This is a genomic window from Phaeobacter sp. JH20_34, assembly GCF_048056095.1.
GTDB classification, from domain to species: domain Bacteria; phylum Pseudomonadota; class Alphaproteobacteria; order Rhodobacterales; family Rhodobacteraceae; genus Phaeobacter; species Phaeobacter bryozoorum.
The window spans coordinates 234,792-254,273 of record NZ_JAYMWT010000011.1; the positions used below are offsets into that span (position 1 = coordinate 234,792).

A 19,482-nucleotide genomic window follows, 5' to 3' on the forward strand; every position below is an offset into this window, starting at 1 on the left:
ACTCCTACGACTTAGTCAGGTTTTTGATGGCGTTGCGGACACGTTCGTGTTCGGTCTCAAGAAAGCTCTGGCCCATTTCATAGGCACGCTGAATCTCGACCATGCGGGCCAGCTGAGAGATGGCATTGACGTTGGAGCCTTCGAGAAAGCCCTGAAGCACGCGCGCTTCTCCGGCCACTTCGATTTCTCCATCAACACGGAACATAACCCCGTCTTCACGGACCATCTGGTAATTCTCTTCCGGCTTGAAAATGCCGATCTGTCCAAGGGCGCGACCGTCCGCGCTCAGCGTGCCATCGGCGCCGAATTTGATCGACTTGGCATCCCCCGGAATGAAGACCGGCGCCCGGCCCGCATCCAGAACCCGATGGCCATCCATAGTGACGAGATCGCCTTCGGCGTTGGTTGAAAACGCCCCCGACCGGGTCAGGCGCTCACCCATCGGAGTTTCGACCATGAAGTAACCGTCGCCTTCAATAGCGAGATCGAGGTCACCGCCGGATTGGGTCAGCGCCCCCTGTGCCATGGAGGTGTTACGGATGTTGGCCCGCCCCATCGACAGGGATTCCTGGCCGGGGGCAGACTGGATGAACTCCGAGAAGATCAAGCCTTCAGCCCGGTAGCCGGTGGTGGCGGAATTGGCGATATTGTTTGCCACAACACGCATTTCGCGCATCAGACCGGATTGGCGGGACAAGGTGGTGTAACCGGTGTCTCCCATTACAGACCTCCTGAAATCAGCGGCACAACGTGCCCATCAAAAAAGGCGACCAGGGTTTGCGTCATGAACCCCATGGTCATCCAGAAAACGACAAGAATGGCGGTAAGCTTCGGGACAAAGGTCAGGGTCATTTCCTGCACCGATGTCAGAGCCTGAAACAGGCCGATCGCGAGGCCGACGACCAGCGCGACCAGCAGAACCGGCGTCGACATCATGACCGCAGCCCAGAGAGCCTGGCGCAGAGTGTCGTAGAAAAGCCCTTCGCTCATCATCGGCTTACACCGGCATCCGCAGGATTTCCTGATAGGCTTCGACGACCTTGTTGCGCACGGTCACTGCGGTTTCCACGGCAAGCTCCGTCTGTGCCAGTGCCTGTACCAGGGCATGCGGATCGCCGTTGCCGGTCATGGCGGTGACCGAGACCTGCTCGCTTTGTTGGAGCGTGCCGGCAAATTCCTCAAAGCTGGCCTTGATCCGGGCTTCGGCGCTTGTTGGCGCGTGCTCGGGGTCAACTTTGGTTGCGGGACGCGCTGCGGCATAGCCGTTTGTGGCGGAAAGACTGCGAATATCCATTCTGGATCTCCAAGTATGTCAGTGTGTTTCAGAAAATTTCGATGTTATCTGCGCAGCAGTTCCATCAGCGAGGACGACATCTGCCGCCCCTGTTCGAACATCTTGAGGTTGGCCTCGTAGCTGCGCTGAGCTTCACGGGCGTCGGCAATCTCGATCATCAGATCGACGTTGGACCCTTCGTAATGACCGCTGTCGTCAGCCAGCGGATGCGAGGGATCGAAGATCTGCTCCAGGTCTGACCGGTCCAGACGCACCGGACCAACTTCGACCTTCTCGACATCCGTGCGCAGATCGCGCACCGCTTCGAACGGGACGGTCTTCCGGCGATAACCGGGCGTGTCCGCATTGGAAATATTCTCCGACACGTGGCGCAGACGGCTTGCCTGTGCCTTCAGTGCGCTTGCGGAAACGGAAAGGGACTTGGAAAATTCGCTCATGATCTAACCTCCTCAGTTCCGGCCAAGGCTGCTGCGCAAAACGTTCATCGACGATTTGTATATCGCCAAAGCACGATCATGCTGCCGCTTCACCTCGACCCCTTTCAGGATTTCGGTTTCGATCGAGACGGAATTATCGTTGGGGTCAGTGCTGTTGTTGGTCTGGGTCACAGCCCAGTCCATCCCATTGCCTGAGGCACCGTTCAGATGGTTGGAGCGGCTGGCGATCATGTCGCCGGGGCGCGAACCCTGAGCGTATACCTCTTTGAAAGGCTTGATATCCTTGGCATGGTAGCCTGGCGTGTCGGCATTGGCGATGTTCTGTGACACCAATGCCTGGCGCTTCCCTGCATGGGTCGCCATTGAGTAGGCAATCTTAAAGACGTTCAGTTCTTTAAACACCGGGGCTTCTCCCTCGATCAATTTCAATCAAGGCTTAACCCCAATTCCTTTAGAAATTGTTTTCAGGAACAGTTGGAGACACCAGAACATGATCTCAGCCATCAACGCATTGACTCAGGATTTGGCGAACAAAAGACTGTCTTCGGCGGTGGGTCGGGTGTCGGAAATATCAGGTGGTGCAATCACGGTATCGGGGTTGAACGGCCAGGCACGTATCGGTGACCGCCTGATTCTGCGCAGAGCCGGAAGCGACCCGTTGCAGGGCGAGGTCATGAGAATTTCTGGCAGTGAAGTCAGCATGTTACCTGATACAGCGCCAGATCGCGTGGCGATTGGCGATGCTGTACTTCTGCATCCGACGCCGGATTTTGCGCCCTCTGACAGCTGGATCGGCCGGGTGATTGATCCCTTTGGTGCAGCATTGGACGGACGTCCTCTCATGCGCGGCGAAGCCACGCGGGATCTGATGGCTTCTCCGCCCAAAGCCGCCTCACGTCGCCCGATGGGAGAACGACTCGCCACTGGGCTGGCGGTGTTCAATACGATTCTGCCGATTGTCAAAGGTCAGCGTGTCGGACTTTTTGCCGGATCCGGTGTGGGGAAATCCACGCTGCTGTCAACATTGGCGCAGAATATGGAAGCTGATGTGGTTGTCATTGCGCTCATTGGCGAACGCGGACGCGAGGTCAACCACTTCGTAAAGGACGTGCTGGGTGCCGAGGGGATGAAGCGTGCGGTGGTCGTCGCGGCCACATCGGATCAGTCGGCGCTGGTTCGCCGTCGCTGCGCCTGGTCGGCTATGGCGGTTGCTGAACACTTTCGCGACCAGGGGAAAAATGTCTTGTTCCTGGCAGATTCGGTGACCCGGTTTGCCGAGGCACATAGAGAAATTGCCGTTTCATCCGGCGAGGCTCCGGCACTGCGTGGATACCCGCCTTCGGTCACTCCGCTGATCACCGGCCTCTGCGAACGAGCCGGTCCCGGGAACGAGAATCAGGGGGATATCACAGCTATTTTCAGTGTTCTGGTTGCAGGCTCCGATATGGATGAGCCGATTGCCGATATTCTGCGAGGCGTCCTTGATGGTCACATCGTGCTCAACCGCGAAATCGCGGAGCGGGGGCGGTTTCCGGCTGTCGACGTTTCGCGTTCCGTCTCCCGTAGCCTGCCGGCCGCTGCATCGCCTGACGAGAATGCAGCGATTCTGGATGTTCGCAAATACCTGGGCGCCTATGAGCAATCCGAAGTTATGATTCGCGCAGGCCTTTACTCCGAGGGCAACGACGTCACACTTGATCAGGCCGTAAAGCTCTGGCCTGAGTTGGATTCCTTTTTCGGTAGAGCAGACCCGGAAGGGATACAGAGCAGTTTCAACCGCCTGATGCTGATGATGCGACGCGCCGTGGCGATCCGATAGGGCAATCTTGTACCCCGGTTTCTATCGACGGACGCCAGCAGTACGACCGCATAGTCAAGACGACGTCCTGCGAGCAGATGCAGATTGTGAGCAGACTGACGTATGGAGAGGTTTGTGATCCGCACAGGCCGCGCCGGGTTCTGACGGGACGGAGCAGCAGCTTCTCCAGCTGGTTGAAAACTGCGCCAATGCCTCATGTCAGGGATATCGAACCTGCTTCAGACGCCGCGCACGGTCCAGAACAGGGCGCATAGCTATCCTGTGTGCACGCGCTCCAACCAGAAATCTATCCAAGGCGAAGTGATCAGCATCACAGCAATCTGTCGCAGATGAAAGGCCGCCGACATCTGCCATATCGATCAAGCATTTGGTAAAATGCGCCCCGCCGCTACAGATAAGAATAGCGACATTGAGGTGGTCTGGGCGGGCCGCTGCACCACGCAAGTGATCTAATTGATGCTGATGCCGTTAGATGCTGCGTCTGCCAATCGATCCGAGGGACGAGCAATTCGCTCTGAGCCAGCGGATCTGATCGGGATGTCCGCCGTTTGACTGGGGTGTCTGCCGTTATCACCATATGTACATGAGGCGAGGCAGAATATTCGAACTCAAATTCTGTGTGAGACGCCTGCTTTCACGCCCACACCTGGATTGTGCTTCACAGGCCCAAGGCGGCCTGATCATTCTCTGTGATGACAATTCCAGCCGACGATGCCGTTTCCGGCATAATCGGCTGAGAACTCATGATGGGCGCACTGCCATCAACCGGTCTTCGCGTGGCAAGAGGGTGCGCAACGCTTTCAAGCACCGGTAATGGTTGTCGGAGAGAACCGCATCAGTGGCCTCTGCCAGCGAGGCGCGACTGTCCGGATCGGTGAAGACCTGGCTCAGCTCTTCAATCCGGCGCAACATCTGCAAGCGATCTTCCTCGCCGTTAACATCGCCAGACAGGACCAGCTGCGCGGCGTAGCAGACGCGACGTACCGGCGTGTTGGCTTCTTCGGGATGGATGGCATCGCGCAGGCGCAGGATATTTGCATCCGGAGTTACGATCGACAACCGGCTGCGCCGATCCCCGTTTTCAATTACTGCACCATTCACCAATACCCGCTCTTTCGGGGCAAGTTTCAGGACCAATCCGCTCATATTCAGGACGCTCCGCTGCGAAGGCCACGCATAATGGCCGTGTTGATTTCGACCAGCAGCCGCACGTCCGCTTTGCGGGCCAAGACTTTACTGGTGTGTTGATGGGTAAATTCCCCAAGCGAGAGCAACTGAGCTTTTAGTTCATCCGGGAGTGGGTTCCCTGGACTTGCAACCTCGATTGAAAAGATCGACCAGAGTTTACGGTTATCGGTGAGCGCTGCGGCAAGTTCGGTAAACCCAGGCTTACCTTTCTGTGCGGCCGCAACCATGCGACGTGTTACTCGGGCAATGACTTCATATTCGAGGTTCTTTGCAGTTCGGGTCGGGGCCTTCGCCGCCGAATAGGCGCTCTTCGCCTTTAGAAGGGCATTCACGTGTTATCCTAACATGTAATCTACAGATTCTCTGCGATAGGGGATCTGGGGCGCGCAACAGCGCCCCAGATCAAGCCGTCATTAACGGAACAGCTGCATCAGGGTCTGTGGCGCCTGGTTTGCAATCGACAATGATTGCACCGCCAGCTGCTGCTGGGTTTGCAGCGCCTTCAGCCTTGCAGAGGATTCCTCCATATTCGTGTCGGTCATGGTGCTGACGCCCATTGTCAGGGAGTCGGACAGTTTCGACACAAACATGCCCTGGTCGGACAGACGGTTGGAGTCCGCACCCAGCTGAGCTGCCGCATCAATCGCGTTGCCCAACATAGTTTCGATATCGGTCAGAGCAGTAGCCGCGGTGGCAACGTCGGTAATGGTGGTGATACCGGCTGTGCTGATGTTTGCTGCCGAGTCGATCGAGGTCACAGTGATTGTATCTGCGGTCGGATCCAGTCCACCCAGAACAGTCAGTGCAGTGGTGACCGTATCATCGAGCAGGTTGGCCCCGTTGAATTCAGCAGAGTCGATGATCGATTCGATCTGCGCCGCCTTCTTGGCAATGCTGTCCTGAATCTTAGCATGGTCAACGTTTTCCGAGTTCGCGGAAATCGCCAGCTGCTTCATCTCGGTCAGAGTTTCAACGATCTGCTCGGCACCGGACAGAGCAACAGCAACAGTTGCCTCACCAACGCCCAGGGATTCCTGTACCGACTTGTAGCCGGCGATGTCGGAGTCCATGGTCTTGGAGATCGCCCAAACGGCCGCGTTGTCTTTGGCCGAACCGATACGCTTACCGGTCGAAATCTGGCTCTGCGTTTCGTCAAGGCTGTTGTTCACGGACTGCAGGGTCTGCAGTGCAACCATTGCGCCGTTGTTAGTCAGAATGCTGGACATAGCATGTATTCCTTTGATTAGAGGCGTTTTGACCTCTGGTTTCCCTGCCCCGAAGGGCGCTCTCTGACGTCTTTCTGACTATGCGTTCCGCCGTCCGGCTTCCGCGCCACCCTCTTTGGAAGGTGCAAAGTGACATTGGCCTACTATGTGCTAAAGGAGTGCTAATGCCGGAAATTCCATTGCTAGAATTTTCCCTAAATTGGGCTGGTTATGCCCGTTTTTCCAAGCTGGGTGTGCCCCCGGTCGCAAAGCGGGTTTTCCGCCCCGACTGATCGTAGACATCCAGCCCCTTGCGCACACGACGGAGTTCGGCCATCCGGGCAGCCACCGCCCGAATACCTTCCATCGCGCTATCGAGCAGTACCTGATTGCGCGAAACCTTGCCCTGGACATGCTCCAGAGCCTCGCGCTCCAGATCGGCTGTCATATTCAGCGTCGTGATGATTGCCTCTTTTTTTGCAAGCAGCGGCTCCAGCGCCTGCAGATTGCCACTGACCAATGCCGCGCGTTCGGCATCAAGCAGGGAATCGAGTTCCTCAATCAGTTGTTGCGGTGTCTGATCAGTCATTGGTCTGTGCCTCTTTCAATGCGTGATAAAGTGATTCTGCCAGGCCGATACCGCCTGCTTTGGAGATCTGCTCCGCCTGTGCGCGCACAAGAAAACTGGAAAACTGATCTTCGCCCGCGCCGCCGCCCATGGTTTCGCGGCTTTCGCCAAGGCCTGCGGATTTCAACATTTCTGTAAGAAAGGTCGCCTCAAGTTCCTGAGCTGCTTTGCGCAGCGGGTCTTGTGGCGGTTTGATCGCTTGGGGGCGCTGTAGCGCCGGTAGTTGAGCAATCTGTTCCATGATGTACCTCATTCTGAGACGTCGAAATTGCTTCGATTTTTTCTATTTTGGCGGATGATCGGTTAAAATTGCCGTAACCGATTGGCGTTAAGGTGCATGGATCGAGATAGAATGTCTGGAAGCCAATGTTTATCAACGCACTTACGACTCCCACCTCTGGTGGAGCGCAGGGATCGGAGAAGATCCAGCAAGGCGAATCGGCAAAATCGCGTAAAGGCGCAAGCTTTGACGCGGTTATGGCAGAGACTGCAAAATCTTCGGATAGCGCAGAAACCGCGGTGACCGAGGTTGAGGAACTCGCAGAACAGCAGACCTCAGCGTCCGGCGCTTCGGAAAAAGCGAATCAAATCGTACAAGATGGTGACGCAGAGGCGCCCATCGACGAAGCCCGGCAAGATACGTCGAGCGAAGAACAGATTTCTGAAGACCCCAAAATCGTGATGGTTCAGCCGGAAACGACAGCTGAACAGCATGAGGTGCCCAGCGCGCATCCTGCGCCAATGGCGATCGGCCAGAGCGGCAATCAGACCGATGGATCATCTGATCCCGATGCCGAAAGCGGCAAGCAGGCGATGCAATCCGAAAGAACGGTTGACGGCGCGTCGGATGATAAGGCTGCTAACCTTAAAGCAGCCTCGGATGCTGCAAAAACTGCCGGATCCGCTGCGATGATCCAACAATCTGAAGCTGGGGCACAGGCGGTGGGTGATCCCCGCAACGGAGGGCTTCAAGGGGCGCAGTCTGAGACAGCCAGCATGCCGGAACGCGCCGCGGCAGAGGCGAATCAAAAGCTTGCGCTGAAGGGCGATCCGACGAGCGCCGAAGCCAAGGCGGATCGACAATTGACCGGTGATCACCGCACAGCGACGCCCGAGGTGCCTGGCACCGGTGCAGGGTTGAACCGCCAGCCTGCAGGCACTGATGCCCTTGCGCAGTCCACAGCACGTACTCAGGCGGAGCAAAAAACCGCGCAGTCGCTGGCTGCAACGGCACCGCAGTCTGAAGCGGCAAAGGAGGCGGTTAAACCCCCTTCGGCGCAGCAGACCCAGCCCGTCGAGCAACAGCGGACGGCAACACCGATACCGGTAGAGGCAGCACCGCCGCCCGTACGAGAGAAATTTGAAGCCCGGCGCGCCGCGTCTGAGCAGATACAGCAGAACACAGCCGCTCAGACCGCTGGACATATCCCGCAGGGCACCTATTCGACGGCCCGCTTCGGCCTTGGTGCCGGGGCCCTGACTGCCGCGATGCCTAGCGCCAACGCCACTTCGGCGCTAGCGCTTGATTCGCTGACCTCAGCAGAGGCCGGAGGGGCCAAGGTCACAGGCGGCAGCACAGGAATGGAACTACCAGGCCTGGCGCAATTGCTGACCGAGGCAACCGTGAGCCCGGGAACCGTTCACAAGCCGGAAACCCCTCGTCTGATTGCGAATCAGATGGCCGAAGCCCTCGCGATGAAAGGGGATCGCAACGTTGACGTTGCTCTAAATCCCAAGGAGCTGGGGCATGTGAATATGCGTGTTTCAGTCACGGATACCGGCGTCAGCGTCATGATCCAGACCGAACGCGCCGAAACCGGCGATCTGATGCGCCGCCATATCAACGAACTGGCGGATGAATTCCGGCGCATGGGATTTGAGGATATCTCGTTCCAGTTCTCAGGCGGTGAGACCTCCAATCAGGGCGGTGGCCATGACGCCTCCCATACCCCAGCGGGTCGATCCGCAGGGCGTGGCGAGGAAGAGATGGCCGATCTCCCCGTAGAACCGATGACACAATCACTCAACCTCGGTGAGGTTGGGCTTGATATGAGGATGTAAGACGATGACAACTGTATCGGGTGCTGCGGCACCGCAACAGCAACAGGCAGCGACCGCCGCGCCGGAACCGAAAAAAGCCACCGGAATTGCCTCTGACTTTGAGACGTTTCTGAAGATGCTCACGGCGCAGGCGCGATATCAGGACCCTTTGGAACCCATTGATTCGACAGAGTACTCTGCGCAGCTGGCACAGTTTTCCATGGTCGAGCAGCAGGTTCAGGGCAATGAGGTTCTGGAAGGTATCCAGGCCCAATTGGGTCTCGCCAATATGGCAGCTATGTCGGGCTGGGTCGGTATGGAAACACGGTCTGCGGCGCCTGCCTATTTTGACGGGACCAATCCTGTCACCGTGTCGCCCAATCCAGCCCAGATCGCGGACACTGTTCACCTGGTGGTCAAGGATGATAGCGGCAAGGAAGTTCAGCGGATCAGCCTACCGGTCACTGCCGAGCCGTATCAGTGGCAGGGTATTGACGATGACGGGTACGCGTTTGATGCTGGCAGCTATAGTTTCACGCTGGAAAGCCAGAAAAACGGTGAAATCGTTCTCTCCGATACTGCTGAGACCTATACTAGGGTGAAAGAAACTCAGATGCGGGGCAACGAAGTGGCCTTGATCCTTGAGGGCGGCTCGGCGATTTTGGCGTCATCGGTGACAGCATTGCGTGAACCTACGGCACCTGCAGTCTGACGCATAATGGCACCGAAGACCTGGACTGTGTGGTAACACAGACCATAGCGACGGAGCCTGACCTGCAACACCATCGGACACAGTTCGAAACACGTTTTCTTGCGCATCTCGCTGGCCTCGGCCTGAGCGACGCTGCGCCATGTCCGCTGCTGGGCGGTCGCTCCAACCGGGTCTGGCGGTTGGGCGGTATTGTTGTGAAGCTCTATGGCAGAGGCAATGCCAACCCGCTGTTTGCCAATGATCCCTCACGCGAGCAGGCGGCACTCAGCGCGCTTTACCGCACTGGCATGGTGCCGACTCCGCTGGCCGCGGGTCAGTTCGAAGGGCGCGACTGGCTGGCCTATCAACACTCGCCCGGGGTGACCTGGTCCTCCGGTACCACCCATGTGGCAGAACTGCTGGGACGTCTGCACACACAGCCTGTCATTCCAGATCTTCCAAACGGCATATCTGGCAGCGCAGAGATTGCCGCCCAGACCCGCACCATTCTGGGCCATTGTCGCATGGGCAATGACCTGTTGCGGATTGAACCCACGAGACCTGTCGCACCGCTTGGCGTCCCTAGACTCATCCACGGGGATCCGGTTCCTGGCAACATAGTGACCTGCGATGGGCAGCTGACATTGATCGACTGGCAATGCCCACAGATCGGGGATCCGGCAGAGGACGTCGCGCTATTCCTGTCTCCGGCAATGCAGCAAGTCTATCGCGGTGCACCGTTATCTGCAGTTGAGGAGGCGGCATTCCTGGCGGCCTACCCTGATCCGCAGGTCGTGGCGCGCTACCTGGAGCTGAAACCCTGGTTCCACTGGCGCATGGTGGCCTATTGCCGGTGGCGCGACGAACGCGACGGTGAGGCGGACAGCCGCGCCTATCGGCTGGAACGGGCAGCTCTGGACGCGTGCCTCGCAGCCGCCTGAGGGGCTTTGCGGGAGCCATTTCGCAACAACACCGTCAATCCCAAATTCATTGTTTCCAAATAGCTTACATGGCATATTGTGCGGAATGTCGCTGGCGGTGATGCGGTCGGGTTGACGACAGTCCGACACGGCACCTTTGCAACCGGGGATGGAAGCAGTCTTGAGCCTTTGGGAGTCTTATCGCATGCGGCTGCGGCGGAAACGCCGGATCCTGCGTGCCATGCGCAAGTCCCGCGAATTGTCAGCGGTTCAGGATCAGACCGATCAGATCCGGCCCGGTGACATACTGCTGGTGACAACCCTGCGCAATGAACAGATCCGGCTGCCATATTTCCTCGATTACTATCGCAAACTGGGCGTCAATCATTTCCTCGTCGTAGACAATGGATCGGTCGACGGCACGCGCGAATATCTGCAAGGCCAGCCCGATGTCTCGGTCTGGCACACAGTGGCCAGTTACAAGCGTGCCGGTTTCGGCATTGATTGGATGAACCATCTGAAACGTCGCTACGCCCATGGTCACTGGGTGCTGGTCGTCGACCCGGATGAGCTGTTCATCTACCCGTTCTGCGACAGTCGTCCGCTACGGGCACTGACCGACTGGCTCGACAATTCTGCGATCCGTAGTTTCTCGGCCATGCTGATTGACGTCTATCCAAAAGGGAAACTGGATGCCGTTCCCTATCGCGCCGGACAGGATCCGCTCGAAATCGCCAATTGGTTCGACAGCGGCAACTACTCGATCAAGCGCAATCCGATCTATGGCAACCTGTGGATCCAGGGAGGGCCGCGGGCGCGTGTGTTTTTTGCCGATCAACCAAAGAAAGCACCGGCGCTGAACAAGATCCCGCTGGTGAAATGGGATCGCCGCTATACCTATGTCAGCTCGACCCATGCCTTGCTGCCACGCGGCCTCAATCAGGTCTATGAAACGGATGGTGGTGAAAAGGCCAGCGGCGCCTTGCTGCACACAAAATTCCTCCACACGTTTGTGACCAAGGCCGAGGAAGAGATGCTGCGTGAACAGCATTATGCGGGATCGGCCGAATACAAAGCCTACGCCAAGGCCGTAGAGGATCAGCCAGAACTCTGGTGCAAGTGGAGCGAGAAATACATCAACTGGCGCCAGCTGGAGATTCTTGGCCTGATGTCCAAGGGCAACTGGGCATGAGCACGGTTGGCATCGTCTTGCTGGTCCATACGGCACTGGACCGGGCCGAACAGGTCGCGCGCCATTGGGTCGCAGGCGGGTGCCCCGTTGTTCTGCACGTTGATAAGAAGGTCCCTCAGGCAACATATTCTGCCTTCAAGGCCGCATTTGCAGGTGATCCAATGGTGCGGTTTTCGCGGCGGCATCGCTGCGAATGGGGGACCTGGGGCATCGTCGCAGCCTCTCAATCCGCATCCGGGCTGATGCTGGCAAAATATCCCTCGGTGCGGCATGTGTTTCTTGCTTCGGGGTCCTGCCTGCCGCTGCGCCCGGTGTCTGACCTGGTGGACTATCTTGCCGCCCGGCCCCGCACCGACTTCATCGAAAGCGCGACCACTGCCGATGTGCCATGGATTGTCGGCGGGCTAGATGTGGAACGGTTCACGCTGCGCTTTCCCTTCTCGTGGAAGAAACGCCGTTACCTTTTTGACAAATATGTCTCGCTTCAGCGCAAGCTGGGCATCAAGCGCAGGATCCCCGACGGGCTGGTGCCTCATATGGGCAGTCAGTGGTGGTGCCTGACGCGGCAGACACTCTCGGCGATTCTGGAAGACCCAGACCGGCCGCGCTACGACCGGTATTTTCGCAAGGTCTGGATCCCGGATGAGAGTTATTACCAAACCCTCGTTCGACTCTATTCCAGCAATATCGAAAGCCGGTCACTGACCCTGTCCAAGTTCGATTTTCAGGGCAAGCCGCATAATTTCTACGACGACCATCTGCAACTGCTGCGTCGGTCCGACTGCTTTGTCGCGCGGAAAATCTGGCCTCATGCGGATCGGCTCTATTCGACGTTTCTGGGCGATCAGCCGGATCTGATGAAAACCTCGGAACCCAATCCGGGCAAGATAGACCGGATTTTCTCCAAGGCGGTTGAGCGGCGCACCCGCGGTCGTCCCGGCCTTTATATGCAAAGCCGCCTTCCGGCCAATGGGCTGGAGAATGGCATCACCTGCAACCCCTACTCGATGTTTCAGGGTTTTGCAGAGCTGTTCGAAAATTTTGAGGAGTGGTTGACCCAGGTCACCGGCGCAAAGGTTCATGGGCATCTTTTTGCCCCCGAGCGGGTGGAATTTGCTGACCGCCAGACGCTGATGAACGGCGGTCTGAGCGACAGTGCCAAGCTACGGGATTATCATCCCAAGGGGTTTCTGACCAATCTGATCTGGAACACCCGTGGTGAACGGCAATGTTTCCAGTTTGGACCGCAGGACAATCAGAGTATCAATTGGCTGGTAGCGCGCGACCCCAATGCACAGGTTTCGGTGATTTCCGGTGCCTGGGCGGTGCCCCTGTTCCGGTCCAACAGGAATTTCTCCGACCTGCGACGTGAAGCGGCACGATTGCAGCAGATCGAGGCGAAACATATCGAAATTCTCCGCTCCAAATACGTAAAGGCGCGTGTGCGGATCTGGTCGATGGCCGAATTTGTCGAATCTCCGATGGAGCCCCTACAAACCATTCTGGATGAATTCGGTGCACAGGCGCAGCGCCATCTGACGACGGCGCCAAGGATGGTGGATCTGGCGGGATTTGGTCAGTTTCTGCAAAATCTGAAGAACCAGGGGATGCACCCTTATCTGATGGGCGATTTCCCGGCGGAACAGGGGCCGTTGAACATGCCGAAGACGCCGCGCAAACCCTATTTGGTGCAATAGCGAACCATGACCCAAGACTTTGACTACTTTGTTGTGTTTGCGGAGATGCGGACCGGGTCCAATTTTCTCGAAGCCAATCTGAACGCTCTTGAGGGCGTCACCTGTCACGGCGAGGCCTTTAACCCCTATTTTATCAGCTATCCCAACCGCGAGACGACGCTGGGCTGGACACAAGCACAGCGCGACAGTGACGTTCTGGGATTTCTGTCGCAGATCCGCGACGCCGAGGGCGCGTTGAACGGTTTTCGCTACTTCCACGACCATGACCCGCGCATTCTGGACGCGCTGCTTGACGATCCACGTTGTGCCAAAATCATCCTGACTCGGAACCCGGCAGACAGCTATGTCTCGCATAAGATCGCGCGCAGCACCGGCCAGTGGAAATTGACAAACGTGAAACGCCGCAAGGACGGGCTGGCGACGGTCGATGCGGAGGAATTTGCCCATCACGTTGCCGAGCTGCAGGGTTTTCAGCTTACATTGCTGAACCGGCTGCAAAGGTCTGGCCAGACAGCCTTTTATCTGGCCTATGAGGATCTTCAGGATCTGGAGGTGATCAACGGTCTGGCAAAGTGGCTGGGTGTCGATGCCCGGCTGGCGCAGCTTGACGATAGTCTCAAACCGCAAAACCCCGCTGCGCTGGAAGAGAAGGTCGCCAATCCTTCGGAGCTTGACCGCGCGATGGCGCGGCTGGATCGTTTCAACCTCTCTCGGACCCCGAATTTCGAACCGCGGCGCGGCCCGGCAGTGCCTGATTACATCGCGGGGCAGCAGCTGCCGCTATTGTATCTGCCGATCAGCGGTGGTCCGACGGATGTCATACGCAGCTGGATGGCCGGGCAGGAACCAGACGGCGATGGCGCCTTGATTGAGGGGATGAACCAAAAGCAGCTGCGGCAATGGAAGCGCGGCCATCCCGGGTTCCGCAGCCTCACCGTTCTGCGTCATCCGGCGGCCCGGCTGCATCATGTCTTTTGCACGCGTATTCTCGGGTCAGAGACAGGAACATTGCGCCAGATCCGTAATCTGCTGCGCAAACAGTTTAAGGTTCCGCTGCCCAAGGACCCTGCACATGGGTCCTATACCCGCGAACAGCATCGAACGGCTTTTGCAAGTTTTGTCGAGGTGATTGGTGCCAATCTTTCAGGGCAGACCGGGTTTCGCACCGATGCCTGCTGGGCCACTCAGGCGCAGACAATTGCGGGGTTTTCAGCTGTTCAATCGCCAGATCTGATCCTACGCGAAGAGGATCTGGCCACGACTTTGCCTGATCTTGCCCGGTGGCTTGGCCAATCCAAAGCCAGCTCCCCGGACCCACCCGGGGTCGACCAGCCGTATAGTCTTCAGGATATTTATGACGACACGCTGGAGGCGCAGATCGCAACTGTCTACCAGCGCGATTACATATTGTTCGGATTTGACGCCTGGGCGCGCTGACATGCCCGCCCGCCCGTGTGCTACGTCAGGCCGCCTGAACCGACTGATCCTCGGTCAGGATGGTATGAAGCGTCGCCGGGTCAGGGTTGGCCCGCAGCTTGGTGCAAAAGCTCTGTTCACGAAGCGTGCGCGATACCAGTGCCAGCGCTTTGAGATGTTCAACGCCGGCATCCTCCGGTGCAAAGAGCGCGAAGGCGATATCAATCGGCTGGCGATCCACCGCACCAAATTCCAGCGGTGTCTCCAGCAGCAGGAATACACTGACAACCTTGTCCAGACCATCAAGGCGCGCGTGTGGCAGGGCAACACCGTGCCCCACACCGGTGGGGCCAAGGCTTTCGCGATCCAGCAAAGCCTCGACCGTTGGTTGCGCGGGGAGCCCGTAGGCGAGTTGAGCAACATCTGCAATTTCTTGAAACAGACGCTTCTTGCTGGATGCAGCGCCAAAGACACGTACGGCCTCAGGCTTCAGGATGTTAGAGATCTGCATACTTCAATAGCTCCGCTCAACTCACGTAAAACGCCGTGACAGGTTACGGATCGATCCACCCGATATTCCCGTCTTCACGACGATAGACGACGTTCAGGCCGTCCTTGCCTTCTTTGCGAAACACCAGAACCGGGGCGCCTGCTAGTTCCATTTGCATCACGGCCTCACCAACCGAAAGGGATGGAATTTGCGTTTCCATCTCGGCGACGATGATAGGCTGCAATGATTCTGGTTCAGACTCGGTGCCGGCGTCTTCAGAGGCGAGGATATAAGAGCTTGCGCCGAAGAGTTCAACCGGCTCGCTCCGATCACGGTGATGGTCCTTCAGCCGACGCTTGTAGCGACGCAGCTGCTTCTCCATCTTTTCGCAGCAATCCTCAAATGCGGCATAGATTTCAGTGGCATGCGCTTTTGCTTGCGCGGTCAGACCAGTGGACAGGTGCACGGTCGTTTCACAAACATATTCATGCGCAGACCGCGAGAAGACGACATTAGCGTCCGTCGGGCGTTCAGCATATTTCGCGACCGCCACGCCAAGCTCCGATTGCACATGGGACTGCAACGCTTCGCCAATGTCGATCTGTTTTCCGCTGATTTGGTAACGCATGTGATCTCCTTCACAAATAGACCCTCAAAACCCAACTCGGGCCAAGCCCGGCTGCTCTCGCTTCAGTTCTGAAAGTGGGATTTAGGCAAGACAGTCGATTGCATTCGTCTGGGCCTTGTTAACAAGGCTGGAGCGAGGACAGCATCGGACTGCGGGTTTGCCATGAGTCAATTCGATGACAACCAGGCGAGAGAGTCAATGCAAATCGGCGTCAAACGGTTACCCATTTATGAGCAGGCGGCGGGTTTCCACCTGTTCTCGAATGGTTGACGACGCGCTGCTGTCAAAGGTGGGCGGCAAGGCGCAGACCCGGCATGTCACTGCGCAGCTGGACCGTGTCCGTAGGGATCAAGAGATCCGAAAATTGTCCCCGAGATAGACGCGGCGCACATTTTCGTTTTCGACCACTTCGGACGGTGTGCCGGACATCAGCACCTTGCCATCATGCAGGATATAGGCGCGGTCCACAATCTCCAGTGTTTCGCGGACATTGTGGTCGGTGATCAGCACGCCGATACCGCGTTTTTTCAGATCACCAACCAGATGGCGAATATCCCCGACCGAGATCGGGTCGACCCCGGCAAAAGGTTCATCAAGAAGCAGATATTTCGGATCCGCAGCCAGACAGCGGGCGATTTCGACGCGGCGACGCTCACCACCAGACAGCGCCAGCGCCGGCGCCCGGCGCAGATGCTCAATCGAGAAGTCAGACAGCAGTTCTTCCAGACGCTCGCGGCGTTTGTGGGCGTGTTTCACCGCAATATCGAGCACGGAGGAGATATTATCTTCCACCGACAGGCCGCGAAAGATCGACATTTCCTGCGGCAGGTAGCCAATGCCCATGCGCGCGCGACGGTACATCGGCAGCGTGGTTGCATTCTGCCCATCGATGGTAACCGAGCCAGCCTCAGGGAATACCAGACCAGCAATCGCGTAGAAGCTGGTGGTTTTACCTGAGCCGTTCGGCCCAAGCAGTGCAACGACCTCACCCCGGTCCAATGACATGGAGACATCGCGGATGACGACCTTCTTGCTGTAGGATTTACGCAGCTTTTCGATGCGCAGACCTGAGCTGCCGTCGGTGACTGTCAATGCGGGCGCGGCCATCAGTCGCCGCCGCCGTTCAGAATGGTTTTCACCCGGCCAGACAGGCTGGCGGTGCCAGTAGTCAGATTCACAACAAGGCGATTGGACGTCAGCGTCCCGGTGGACTGACTGAGCAATACATTGCCCGTCATCACCACGGTTCCGGAGTCGATGGTGTATTCGGCTCTCTCCGCCTCTGCCGCGTCGGGACCGTTTACAAGGATGACATTGCCGGTGGCTTCCAGCCGTTCGACGCCGGTTTTGCCAGTTTCGTCCTGCTTGTAGATCACCAGAACGTTGTCGGCCGACAATCGCATAACACCCTGCACGATCACAACGTCGCCAACAAACCGAGCTGACCCGTCAGCCTGATTCACGTCCAATGTCTCTGCGGTGACTTCCACCGGTTGCGACGGATCAGCCTTGATCGAGCCGAATGCGATGGACGCGGACTGCGCCGACACCCCCGTTGAGAACAGGGCGACCGGCAGGCAGAACATCAATACACGCAGATACAACACAGGTTATCTTTCTGATTGTTGCGGGTCATATAGCAGCTTGACCCCTTTGTTGAAAACCATATGTACCGGCCCGCCCTCGGTTTTTGTATCTATCTGCATGGCGCCTGCGGTCAGATCGCCCATCGCGCCACTGGCCTGAACGGGTCCTGGGCTGTCCGCCTGCACGCCATTGAGAGCGGCGTTTAATTCCTGCGTGATGACCCGCAAACCGTCGCTCGACAGGATTTCAACATCGCCGCGAAAGTTTGCCATATTCTTATCCGGGCGCAAGGCGCCTGTGTCCGAACTCAGCAGGAAGCGGCCGCCACTGGTCATCCTGATCTCGGCTTCGAGGTTCACTGCGGTTGCTGGCGCGTCTGGGCCACCCGGGCGAGCCAGGGCGGCGGTTACCATGATTTCATCACCCTGCGCGGTGGTTCCCGAAAAGAACGGCGCGGTGATCTGCTGTCCGCGGGTGCGATCCTTCAGATCTTCTTGGGCGAAGGGGATCACCGCATCTGTTTCGACGCCGCGTGAAATCAGGAACATGGTCGACATCAGCGCCAGGGCCATCAGCGGCAGCAAGACCTTCAGATAGGCCACAAGGCGGGAATAGCCATCCATGGTTCGCCGCGTCCCCCCTCAGCCAAGCCCGACGCGCAGGCAATCGTGGATATGCAGCAGTCCGACGGCCTTTGCCGTCTCTGCATCGGGATCGACGACAAACAGGCAGGTAATCTTGCGGTCATTCATGATTGCGACGGCTTCTTCCGCAAGCGAGCCGGGAGCAATGGTGGTCGGGTTGTGAGTCATGACATCGGCGGCGGATTTTTCCAGCAGCCCGTCCATATGCCGCCGCAAATCGCCATCGGTTATGATGCCCTGCAGCACACCGCCCGCATCAGTGACACCAGCAACGCCAAATCCTTTCTGGCTGATTTCGATCAGCGCATCGGGCATTGGGGTTTCGGTGCTGACCAGCGGCAAGGCCGCCCCGTCGTGCATCAGGTCGTCAACCTTCGACAGTCGTGCGCCCAGCTTGCCACCGGGGTGGAAGGCGCGGAAATTTTCGGGTCGGAAATCCCTGTGCTTCATCAAGGCGATGGCCAGCGCATCGCCCATCGCCAGAGTGAGCGTCGTCGAAATCGAGGGCACCATGCCAAAACCGCAGGCCTCGCCCATGGCGGGGATTTGCAGATGCACATCGGCCTCTTTCATCAGGGTGCTGTCCATCCGGCTGGACAGTCCGATCAGCGGGATGCCAAAGCGACGCGTGAACGAAAGCAGATTTGCCAGCTCAGGCGCTTCACCAGAGTTGGAAATCGCCAGCACCACATCACCTTTGGACAGCATGCCGAGGTCGCCGTGGCTGGCTTCGGCGGGGTGGACGAAATAAGCGGGCGTCCCGGTAGACGCCAGGGTCGCGGCGATCTTGTGCCCGATATGACCGGATTTACCGATACCGCTGACGATGATCCGCCCTTCGGCCTGAAGCACGAGGTCTACGGCCTCGGCAAAGCGTGCATCCAGACTGTCCGCCAGCGCATCCAGAGCACGGGCTTCGTCGGTGATCACCTGTCGCGCGGTGGCGAGGAATGTCTCTGCGCTGCTCATGAGTGTGCAAAGATATCGGTTTCGGGCCAGCCGGCGAGATCCAGCTTGGCACGCATCGGCAGAAAATCGAAACAGGCCTGCGCCATTTCGCTGCGACCTTCCCGATCCAGACGCTTGTCCAGCGCCGCGCGCAGCCGGTGCAGATACAGGACATCGGACGCGGCATAGTCGAGCTGCGCATCGGTCAGTTGCGGCGCCCCCCAGTCGCTCATCTGCTGTTGCTTGGAAATATCGACACCGATCAGGTCCTGAGTCAGGTTCTTCAACCCGTGGCGATCCGTGTAAGTGCGGACCAGGCGGCTGGCAATCTTGGTGCAATACACCGGTGCCGCCAGCACTCCAAACGCGTGATACATGGCCGCAATATCAAAGCGGCCGAAATGGAACAGTTTCAGCACGTTGGGATCCTTGAGCATCCGGCAGAGATTGGGGGCTTCGGACTGCCCCTTGGAGACCTGCACGATATGCGCATTGCCGTCACCGCCTGACATCTGAATAACGCAAAGCCGGTCCCGATGCGGGTTGAGACCCATCGTCTCGCAGTCGATCGCAACGACTGGCCCGAGATCAAGCCCGTCGGGCAGGTCGTTCTGGTAAAGGTGATTGGCCAAGAGACGCGATCCTTTGTCTGGCAGGT

24 protein-coding genes are annotated in these 19,482 nt (G+C 58.0%); 7 read left to right on the forward strand and 17 right to left on the reverse strand.

From position 1 onward, the window contains the following. Positions 1–4 precede the first annotated feature (4 nt). The 5 genes from VWZ81_RS10510 to VWZ81_RS10530 are packed head-to-tail and all read right to left on the reverse strand — an operon-like array spanning position 5 to position 2,133. Complete coding sequence (locus VWZ81_RS10510) at positions 5–721, reverse strand: flagellar hook-basal body complex protein (RefSeq protein ID WP_340547058.1); 717 nt, start codon at positions 719–721, stop codon at positions 5–7. Next, positions 721–993, reverse strand: a complete 273-nt coding sequence (locus VWZ81_RS10515) for a flagellar biosynthetic protein FliQ (protein ID WP_340547059.1) — start codon at positions 991–993, stop codon at positions 721–723. The genes VWZ81_RS10510 and VWZ81_RS10515 overlap by 1 nt, the downstream gene beginning before the upstream one ends. Before the next feature lie 4 nt (positions 994–997). Continuing rightward, positions 998–1,294, reverse strand: a complete 297-nt coding sequence (gene fliE, locus VWZ81_RS10520) for a flagellar hook-basal body complex protein FliE (RefSeq protein WP_340547060.1) — start codon at positions 1,292–1,294, stop codon at positions 998–1,000. Positions 1,295–1,338: 44 nt separating this feature from the next. Next, the gene (gene flgC / locus VWZ81_RS10525; protein WP_340547061.1) at positions 1,339–1,731 is read right to left on the reverse strand and encodes a flagellar basal body rod protein FlgC; all 393 of its coding nucleotides are present in this window, start codon (positions 1,729–1,731) and stop codon (positions 1,339–1,341) included. Between the two features lie 12 nt (positions 1,732–1,743). Beyond that, the gene (locus tag VWZ81_RS10530; RefSeq protein ID WP_340547062.1) at positions 1,744–2,133 is read right to left on the reverse strand and encodes a FlgB family protein; all 390 of its coding nucleotides are present in this window, start codon (positions 2,131–2,133) and stop codon (positions 1,744–1,746) included. Positions 2,134–2,221: 88 nt separating this feature from the next. On the opposite strand from VWZ81_RS10530, the gene VWZ81_RS10535 reads away from it, so the two are divergent. Next, positions 2,222–3,550 carry a FliI/YscN family ATPase gene (locus VWZ81_RS10535; protein WP_340547063.1) on the forward strand — a complete coding sequence of 443 codons (1,329 nt, stop codon included), beginning with the start codon at positions 2,222–2,224 and terminating at the stop codon, positions 3,548–3,550. A gap of 741 nt (positions 3,551–4,291) precedes the next feature. Here the strand turns inward: VWZ81_RS10535 and flbT are convergent. The 5 genes from flbT to VWZ81_RS10560 all read right to left on the reverse strand — a co-directional run bounded on the left by flbT (position 4,292) and on the right by VWZ81_RS10560 (position 6,812). Further along, entirely contained in the window at positions 4,292–4,696 is a 405-nt protein-coding gene (flbT, locus tag VWZ81_RS10540; protein WP_416534381.1) for a flagellar biosynthesis repressor FlbT, read from the reverse strand. A gap of 2 nt (positions 4,697–4,698) precedes the next feature. Next, a complete protein-coding gene (gene flaF / locus VWZ81_RS10545; protein ID WP_340547064.1) occupies positions 4,699–5,070 on the reverse strand; it encodes a flagellar biosynthesis regulator FlaF in 372 nt (123 codons plus the stop codon). A gap of 81 nt (positions 5,071–5,151) precedes the next feature. Beyond that, positions 5,152–5,964, reverse strand: a complete 813-nt coding sequence (locus VWZ81_RS10550; RefSeq protein ID WP_416539911.1) for a flagellin — start codon at positions 5,962–5,964, stop codon at positions 5,152–5,154. A gap of 208 nt (positions 5,965–6,172) precedes the next feature. Further along, entirely contained in the window at positions 6,173–6,532 is a 360-nt protein-coding gene (flgN, locus tag VWZ81_RS10555) for a flagellar export chaperone FlgN (RefSeq protein ID WP_340547066.1), read from the reverse strand. Beyond that, positions 6,525–6,812: a rod-binding protein gene (locus tag VWZ81_RS10560; protein ID WP_416538492.1), complete on the reverse strand. Its 288-nt coding sequence runs from the start codon at positions 6,810–6,812 to the stop codon at positions 6,525–6,527. Before VWZ81_RS10560 ends, flgN begins: the two co-directional genes overlap by 8 nt. 236 nt (positions 6,813–7,048) lie before the next feature. On the opposite strand from VWZ81_RS10560, the gene VWZ81_RS10565 reads away from it, so the two are divergent. From VWZ81_RS10565 to VWZ81_RS10590, 6 genes are all read left to right on the forward strand, one after another. Continuing rightward, complete coding sequence (locus VWZ81_RS10565; RefSeq protein WP_416542682.1) at positions 7,049–8,632, forward strand: flagellar hook-length control protein FliK; 1,584 nt, start codon at positions 7,049–7,051, stop codon at positions 8,630–8,632. Positions 8,633–8,636: 4 nt separating this feature from the next. Next, positions 8,637–9,323 carry a flagellar hook capping FlgD N-terminal domain-containing protein gene (locus VWZ81_RS10570; protein WP_340547069.1) on the forward strand — a complete coding sequence of 229 codons (687 nt, stop codon included), beginning with the start codon at positions 8,637–8,639 and terminating at the stop codon, positions 9,321–9,323. Between the two features lie 29 nt (positions 9,324–9,352). Further along, positions 9,353–10,243 (forward strand): phosphotransferase, encoded by an 891-nt coding sequence (locus VWZ81_RS10575; RefSeq protein WP_416538490.1) that lies wholly within the window; start codon positions 9,353–9,355, stop codon positions 10,241–10,243. Between the two features lie 184 nt (positions 10,244–10,427). After that, complete coding sequence (locus tag VWZ81_RS10580) at positions 10,428–11,414, forward strand: glycosyltransferase family 2 protein (protein ID WP_416534503.1); 987 nt, start codon at positions 10,428–10,430, stop codon at positions 11,412–11,414. After that, positions 11,411–13,111 carry a beta-1,6-N-acetylglucosaminyltransferase gene (locus tag VWZ81_RS10585; protein ID WP_416542683.1) on the forward strand — a complete coding sequence of 567 codons (1,701 nt, stop codon included), beginning with the start codon at positions 11,411–11,413 and terminating at the stop codon, positions 13,109–13,111. Before VWZ81_RS10580 ends, VWZ81_RS10585 begins: the two co-directional genes overlap by 4 nt. Before the next feature lie 6 nt (positions 13,112–13,117). Beyond that, on the forward strand, positions 13,118–14,548 hold the full coding sequence (locus VWZ81_RS10590; RefSeq protein ID WP_416542684.1) for a nodulation protein NodH: 1,431 nt from the start codon (positions 13,118–13,120) through the stop codon (positions 14,546–14,548). Positions 14,549–14,573: 25 nt separating this feature from the next. Here VWZ81_RS10590 and VWZ81_RS10595 read toward each other — a convergent pair whose 3' ends face one another. The 7 genes from VWZ81_RS10595 to VWZ81_RS10625 form a co-directional block, all read right to left on the reverse strand. Continuing rightward, a complete protein-coding gene (locus VWZ81_RS10595) occupies positions 14,574–15,038 on the reverse strand; it encodes a PTS sugar transporter subunit IIA (protein ID WP_340547073.1) in 465 nt (154 codons plus the stop codon). Between the two features lie 43 nt (positions 15,039–15,081). Beyond that, on the reverse strand, positions 15,082–15,645 hold the full coding sequence (hpf, locus tag VWZ81_RS10600) for a ribosome hibernation-promoting factor, HPF/YfiA family (RefSeq protein ID WP_340547074.1): 564 nt from the start codon (positions 15,643–15,645) through the stop codon (positions 15,082–15,084). A gap of 348 nt (positions 15,646–15,993) precedes the next feature. After that, positions 15,994–16,752 carry an LPS export ABC transporter ATP-binding protein gene (lptB, locus tag VWZ81_RS10605; RefSeq protein ID WP_340547075.1) on the reverse strand — a complete coding sequence of 253 codons (759 nt, stop codon included), beginning with the start codon at positions 16,750–16,752 and terminating at the stop codon, positions 15,994–15,996. Next, a complete protein-coding gene (locus VWZ81_RS10610) occupies positions 16,752–17,231 on the reverse strand; it encodes an LptA/OstA family protein (RefSeq protein WP_416538503.1) in 480 nt (159 codons plus the stop codon). The genes lptB and VWZ81_RS10610 overlap by 1 nt, the downstream gene beginning before the upstream one ends. Before the next feature lie 24 nt (positions 17,232–17,255). Continuing rightward, a complete protein-coding gene (gene lptC, locus VWZ81_RS10615) occupies positions 17,256–17,855 on the reverse strand; it encodes an LPS export ABC transporter periplasmic protein LptC (RefSeq protein ID WP_340547076.1) in 600 nt (199 codons plus the stop codon). Positions 17,856–17,873: 18 nt separating this feature from the next. Next, positions 17,874–18,845 carry a KpsF/GutQ family sugar-phosphate isomerase gene (locus tag VWZ81_RS10620; RefSeq protein ID WP_416538486.1) on the reverse strand — a complete coding sequence of 324 codons (972 nt, stop codon included), beginning with the start codon at positions 18,843–18,845 and terminating at the stop codon, positions 17,874–17,876. Beyond that, positions 18,842–19,456 carry a ribonuclease D gene (locus VWZ81_RS10625; RefSeq protein ID WP_416538485.1) on the reverse strand — a complete coding sequence of 205 codons (615 nt, stop codon included), beginning with the start codon at positions 19,454–19,456 and terminating at the stop codon, positions 18,842–18,844. Before VWZ81_RS10625 ends, VWZ81_RS10620 begins: the two co-directional genes overlap by 4 nt. Positions 19,457–19,482 lie beyond the last annotated feature (26 nt).

Excerpts from the sequence above, each read along its gene's own strand:
- hpf (WP_340547074.1), bottom strand. The coding sequence starts at position 15,645 with ATGCGTTACCAAATCAGCGGAAAACAGATCGACATTGGCGAAGCGTTG.
- VWZ81_RS10610 (WP_416538503.1), bottom strand. The coding sequence starts at position 17,231 with ATGTTCTGCCTGCCGGTCGCCCTGTTCTCAACGGGGGTGTCGGCGCAG.
- VWZ81_RS10560 (WP_416538492.1), bottom strand. The coding sequence starts at position 6,812 with ATGGAACAGATTGCTCAACTACCGGCGCTACAGCGCCCCCAAGCGATC.
- VWZ81_RS10590 (WP_416542684.1), top strand. The coding sequence starts at position 13,118 with ATGACCCAAGACTTTGACTACTTTGTTGTGTTTGCGGAGATGCGGACC.
- lptB (WP_340547075.1), bottom strand. The coding sequence starts at position 16,752 with ATGGCCGCGCCCGCATTGACAGTCACCGACGGCAGCTCAGGTCTGCGC.
- VWZ81_RS10580 (WP_416534503.1), top strand. The coding sequence starts at position 10,428 with ATGCGGCTGCGGCGGAAACGCCGGATCCTGCGTGCCATGCGCAAGTCC.
- VWZ81_RS10535 (WP_340547063.1), top strand. The coding sequence starts at position 2,222 with ATGATCTCAGCCATCAACGCATTGACTCAGGATTTGGCGAACAAAAGA.
- VWZ81_RS10510 (WP_340547058.1), bottom strand. The coding sequence starts at position 721 with ATGGGAGACACCGGTTACACCACCTTGTCCCGCCAATCCGGTCTGATG.
- lptC (WP_340547076.1), bottom strand. The coding sequence starts at position 17,855 with ATGGATGGCTATTCCCGCCTTGTGGCCTATCTGAAGGTCTTGCTGCCG.
- VWZ81_RS10570 (WP_340547069.1), top strand. The coding sequence starts at position 8,637 with ATGACAACTGTATCGGGTGCTGCGGCACCGCAACAGCAACAGGCAGCG.
- flgC (WP_340547061.1), bottom strand. The coding sequence starts at position 1,731 with ATGAGCGAATTTTCCAAGTCCCTTTCCGTTTCCGCAAGCGCACTGAAG.
- VWZ81_RS10565 (WP_416542682.1), top strand. The coding sequence starts at position 7,049 with ATGGCAGAGACTGCAAAATCTTCGGATAGCGCAGAAACCGCGGTGACC.
- VWZ81_RS10595 (WP_340547073.1), bottom strand. The coding sequence starts at position 15,038 with ATGCAGATCTCTAACATCCTGAAGCCTGAGGCCGTACGTGTCTTTGGC.
- VWZ81_RS10515 (WP_340547059.1), bottom strand. The coding sequence starts at position 993 with ATGATGAGCGAAGGGCTTTTCTACGACACTCTGCGCCAGGCTCTCTGG.
- VWZ81_RS10585 (WP_416542683.1), top strand. The coding sequence starts at position 11,411 with ATGAGCACGGTTGGCATCGTCTTGCTGGTCCATACGGCACTGGACCGG.
- fliE (WP_340547060.1), bottom strand. The coding sequence starts at position 1,294 with ATGGATATTCGCAGTCTTTCCGCCACAAACGGCTATGCCGCAGCGCGT.
- flgN (WP_340547066.1), bottom strand. The coding sequence starts at position 6,532 with ATGACTGATCAGACACCGCAACAACTGATTGAGGAACTCGATTCCCTG.
- flbT (WP_416534381.1), bottom strand. The coding sequence starts at position 4,696 with ATGAGCGGATTGGTCCTGAAACTTGCCCCGAAAGAGCGGGTATTGGTG.
- VWZ81_RS10620 (WP_416538486.1), bottom strand. The coding sequence starts at position 18,845 with ATGAGCAGCGCAGAGACATTCCTCGCCACCGCGCGACAGGTGATCACC.
- VWZ81_RS10550 (WP_416539911.1), bottom strand. The coding sequence starts at position 5,964 with ATGTCCAGCATTCTGACTAACAACGGCGCAATGGTTGCACTGCAGACC.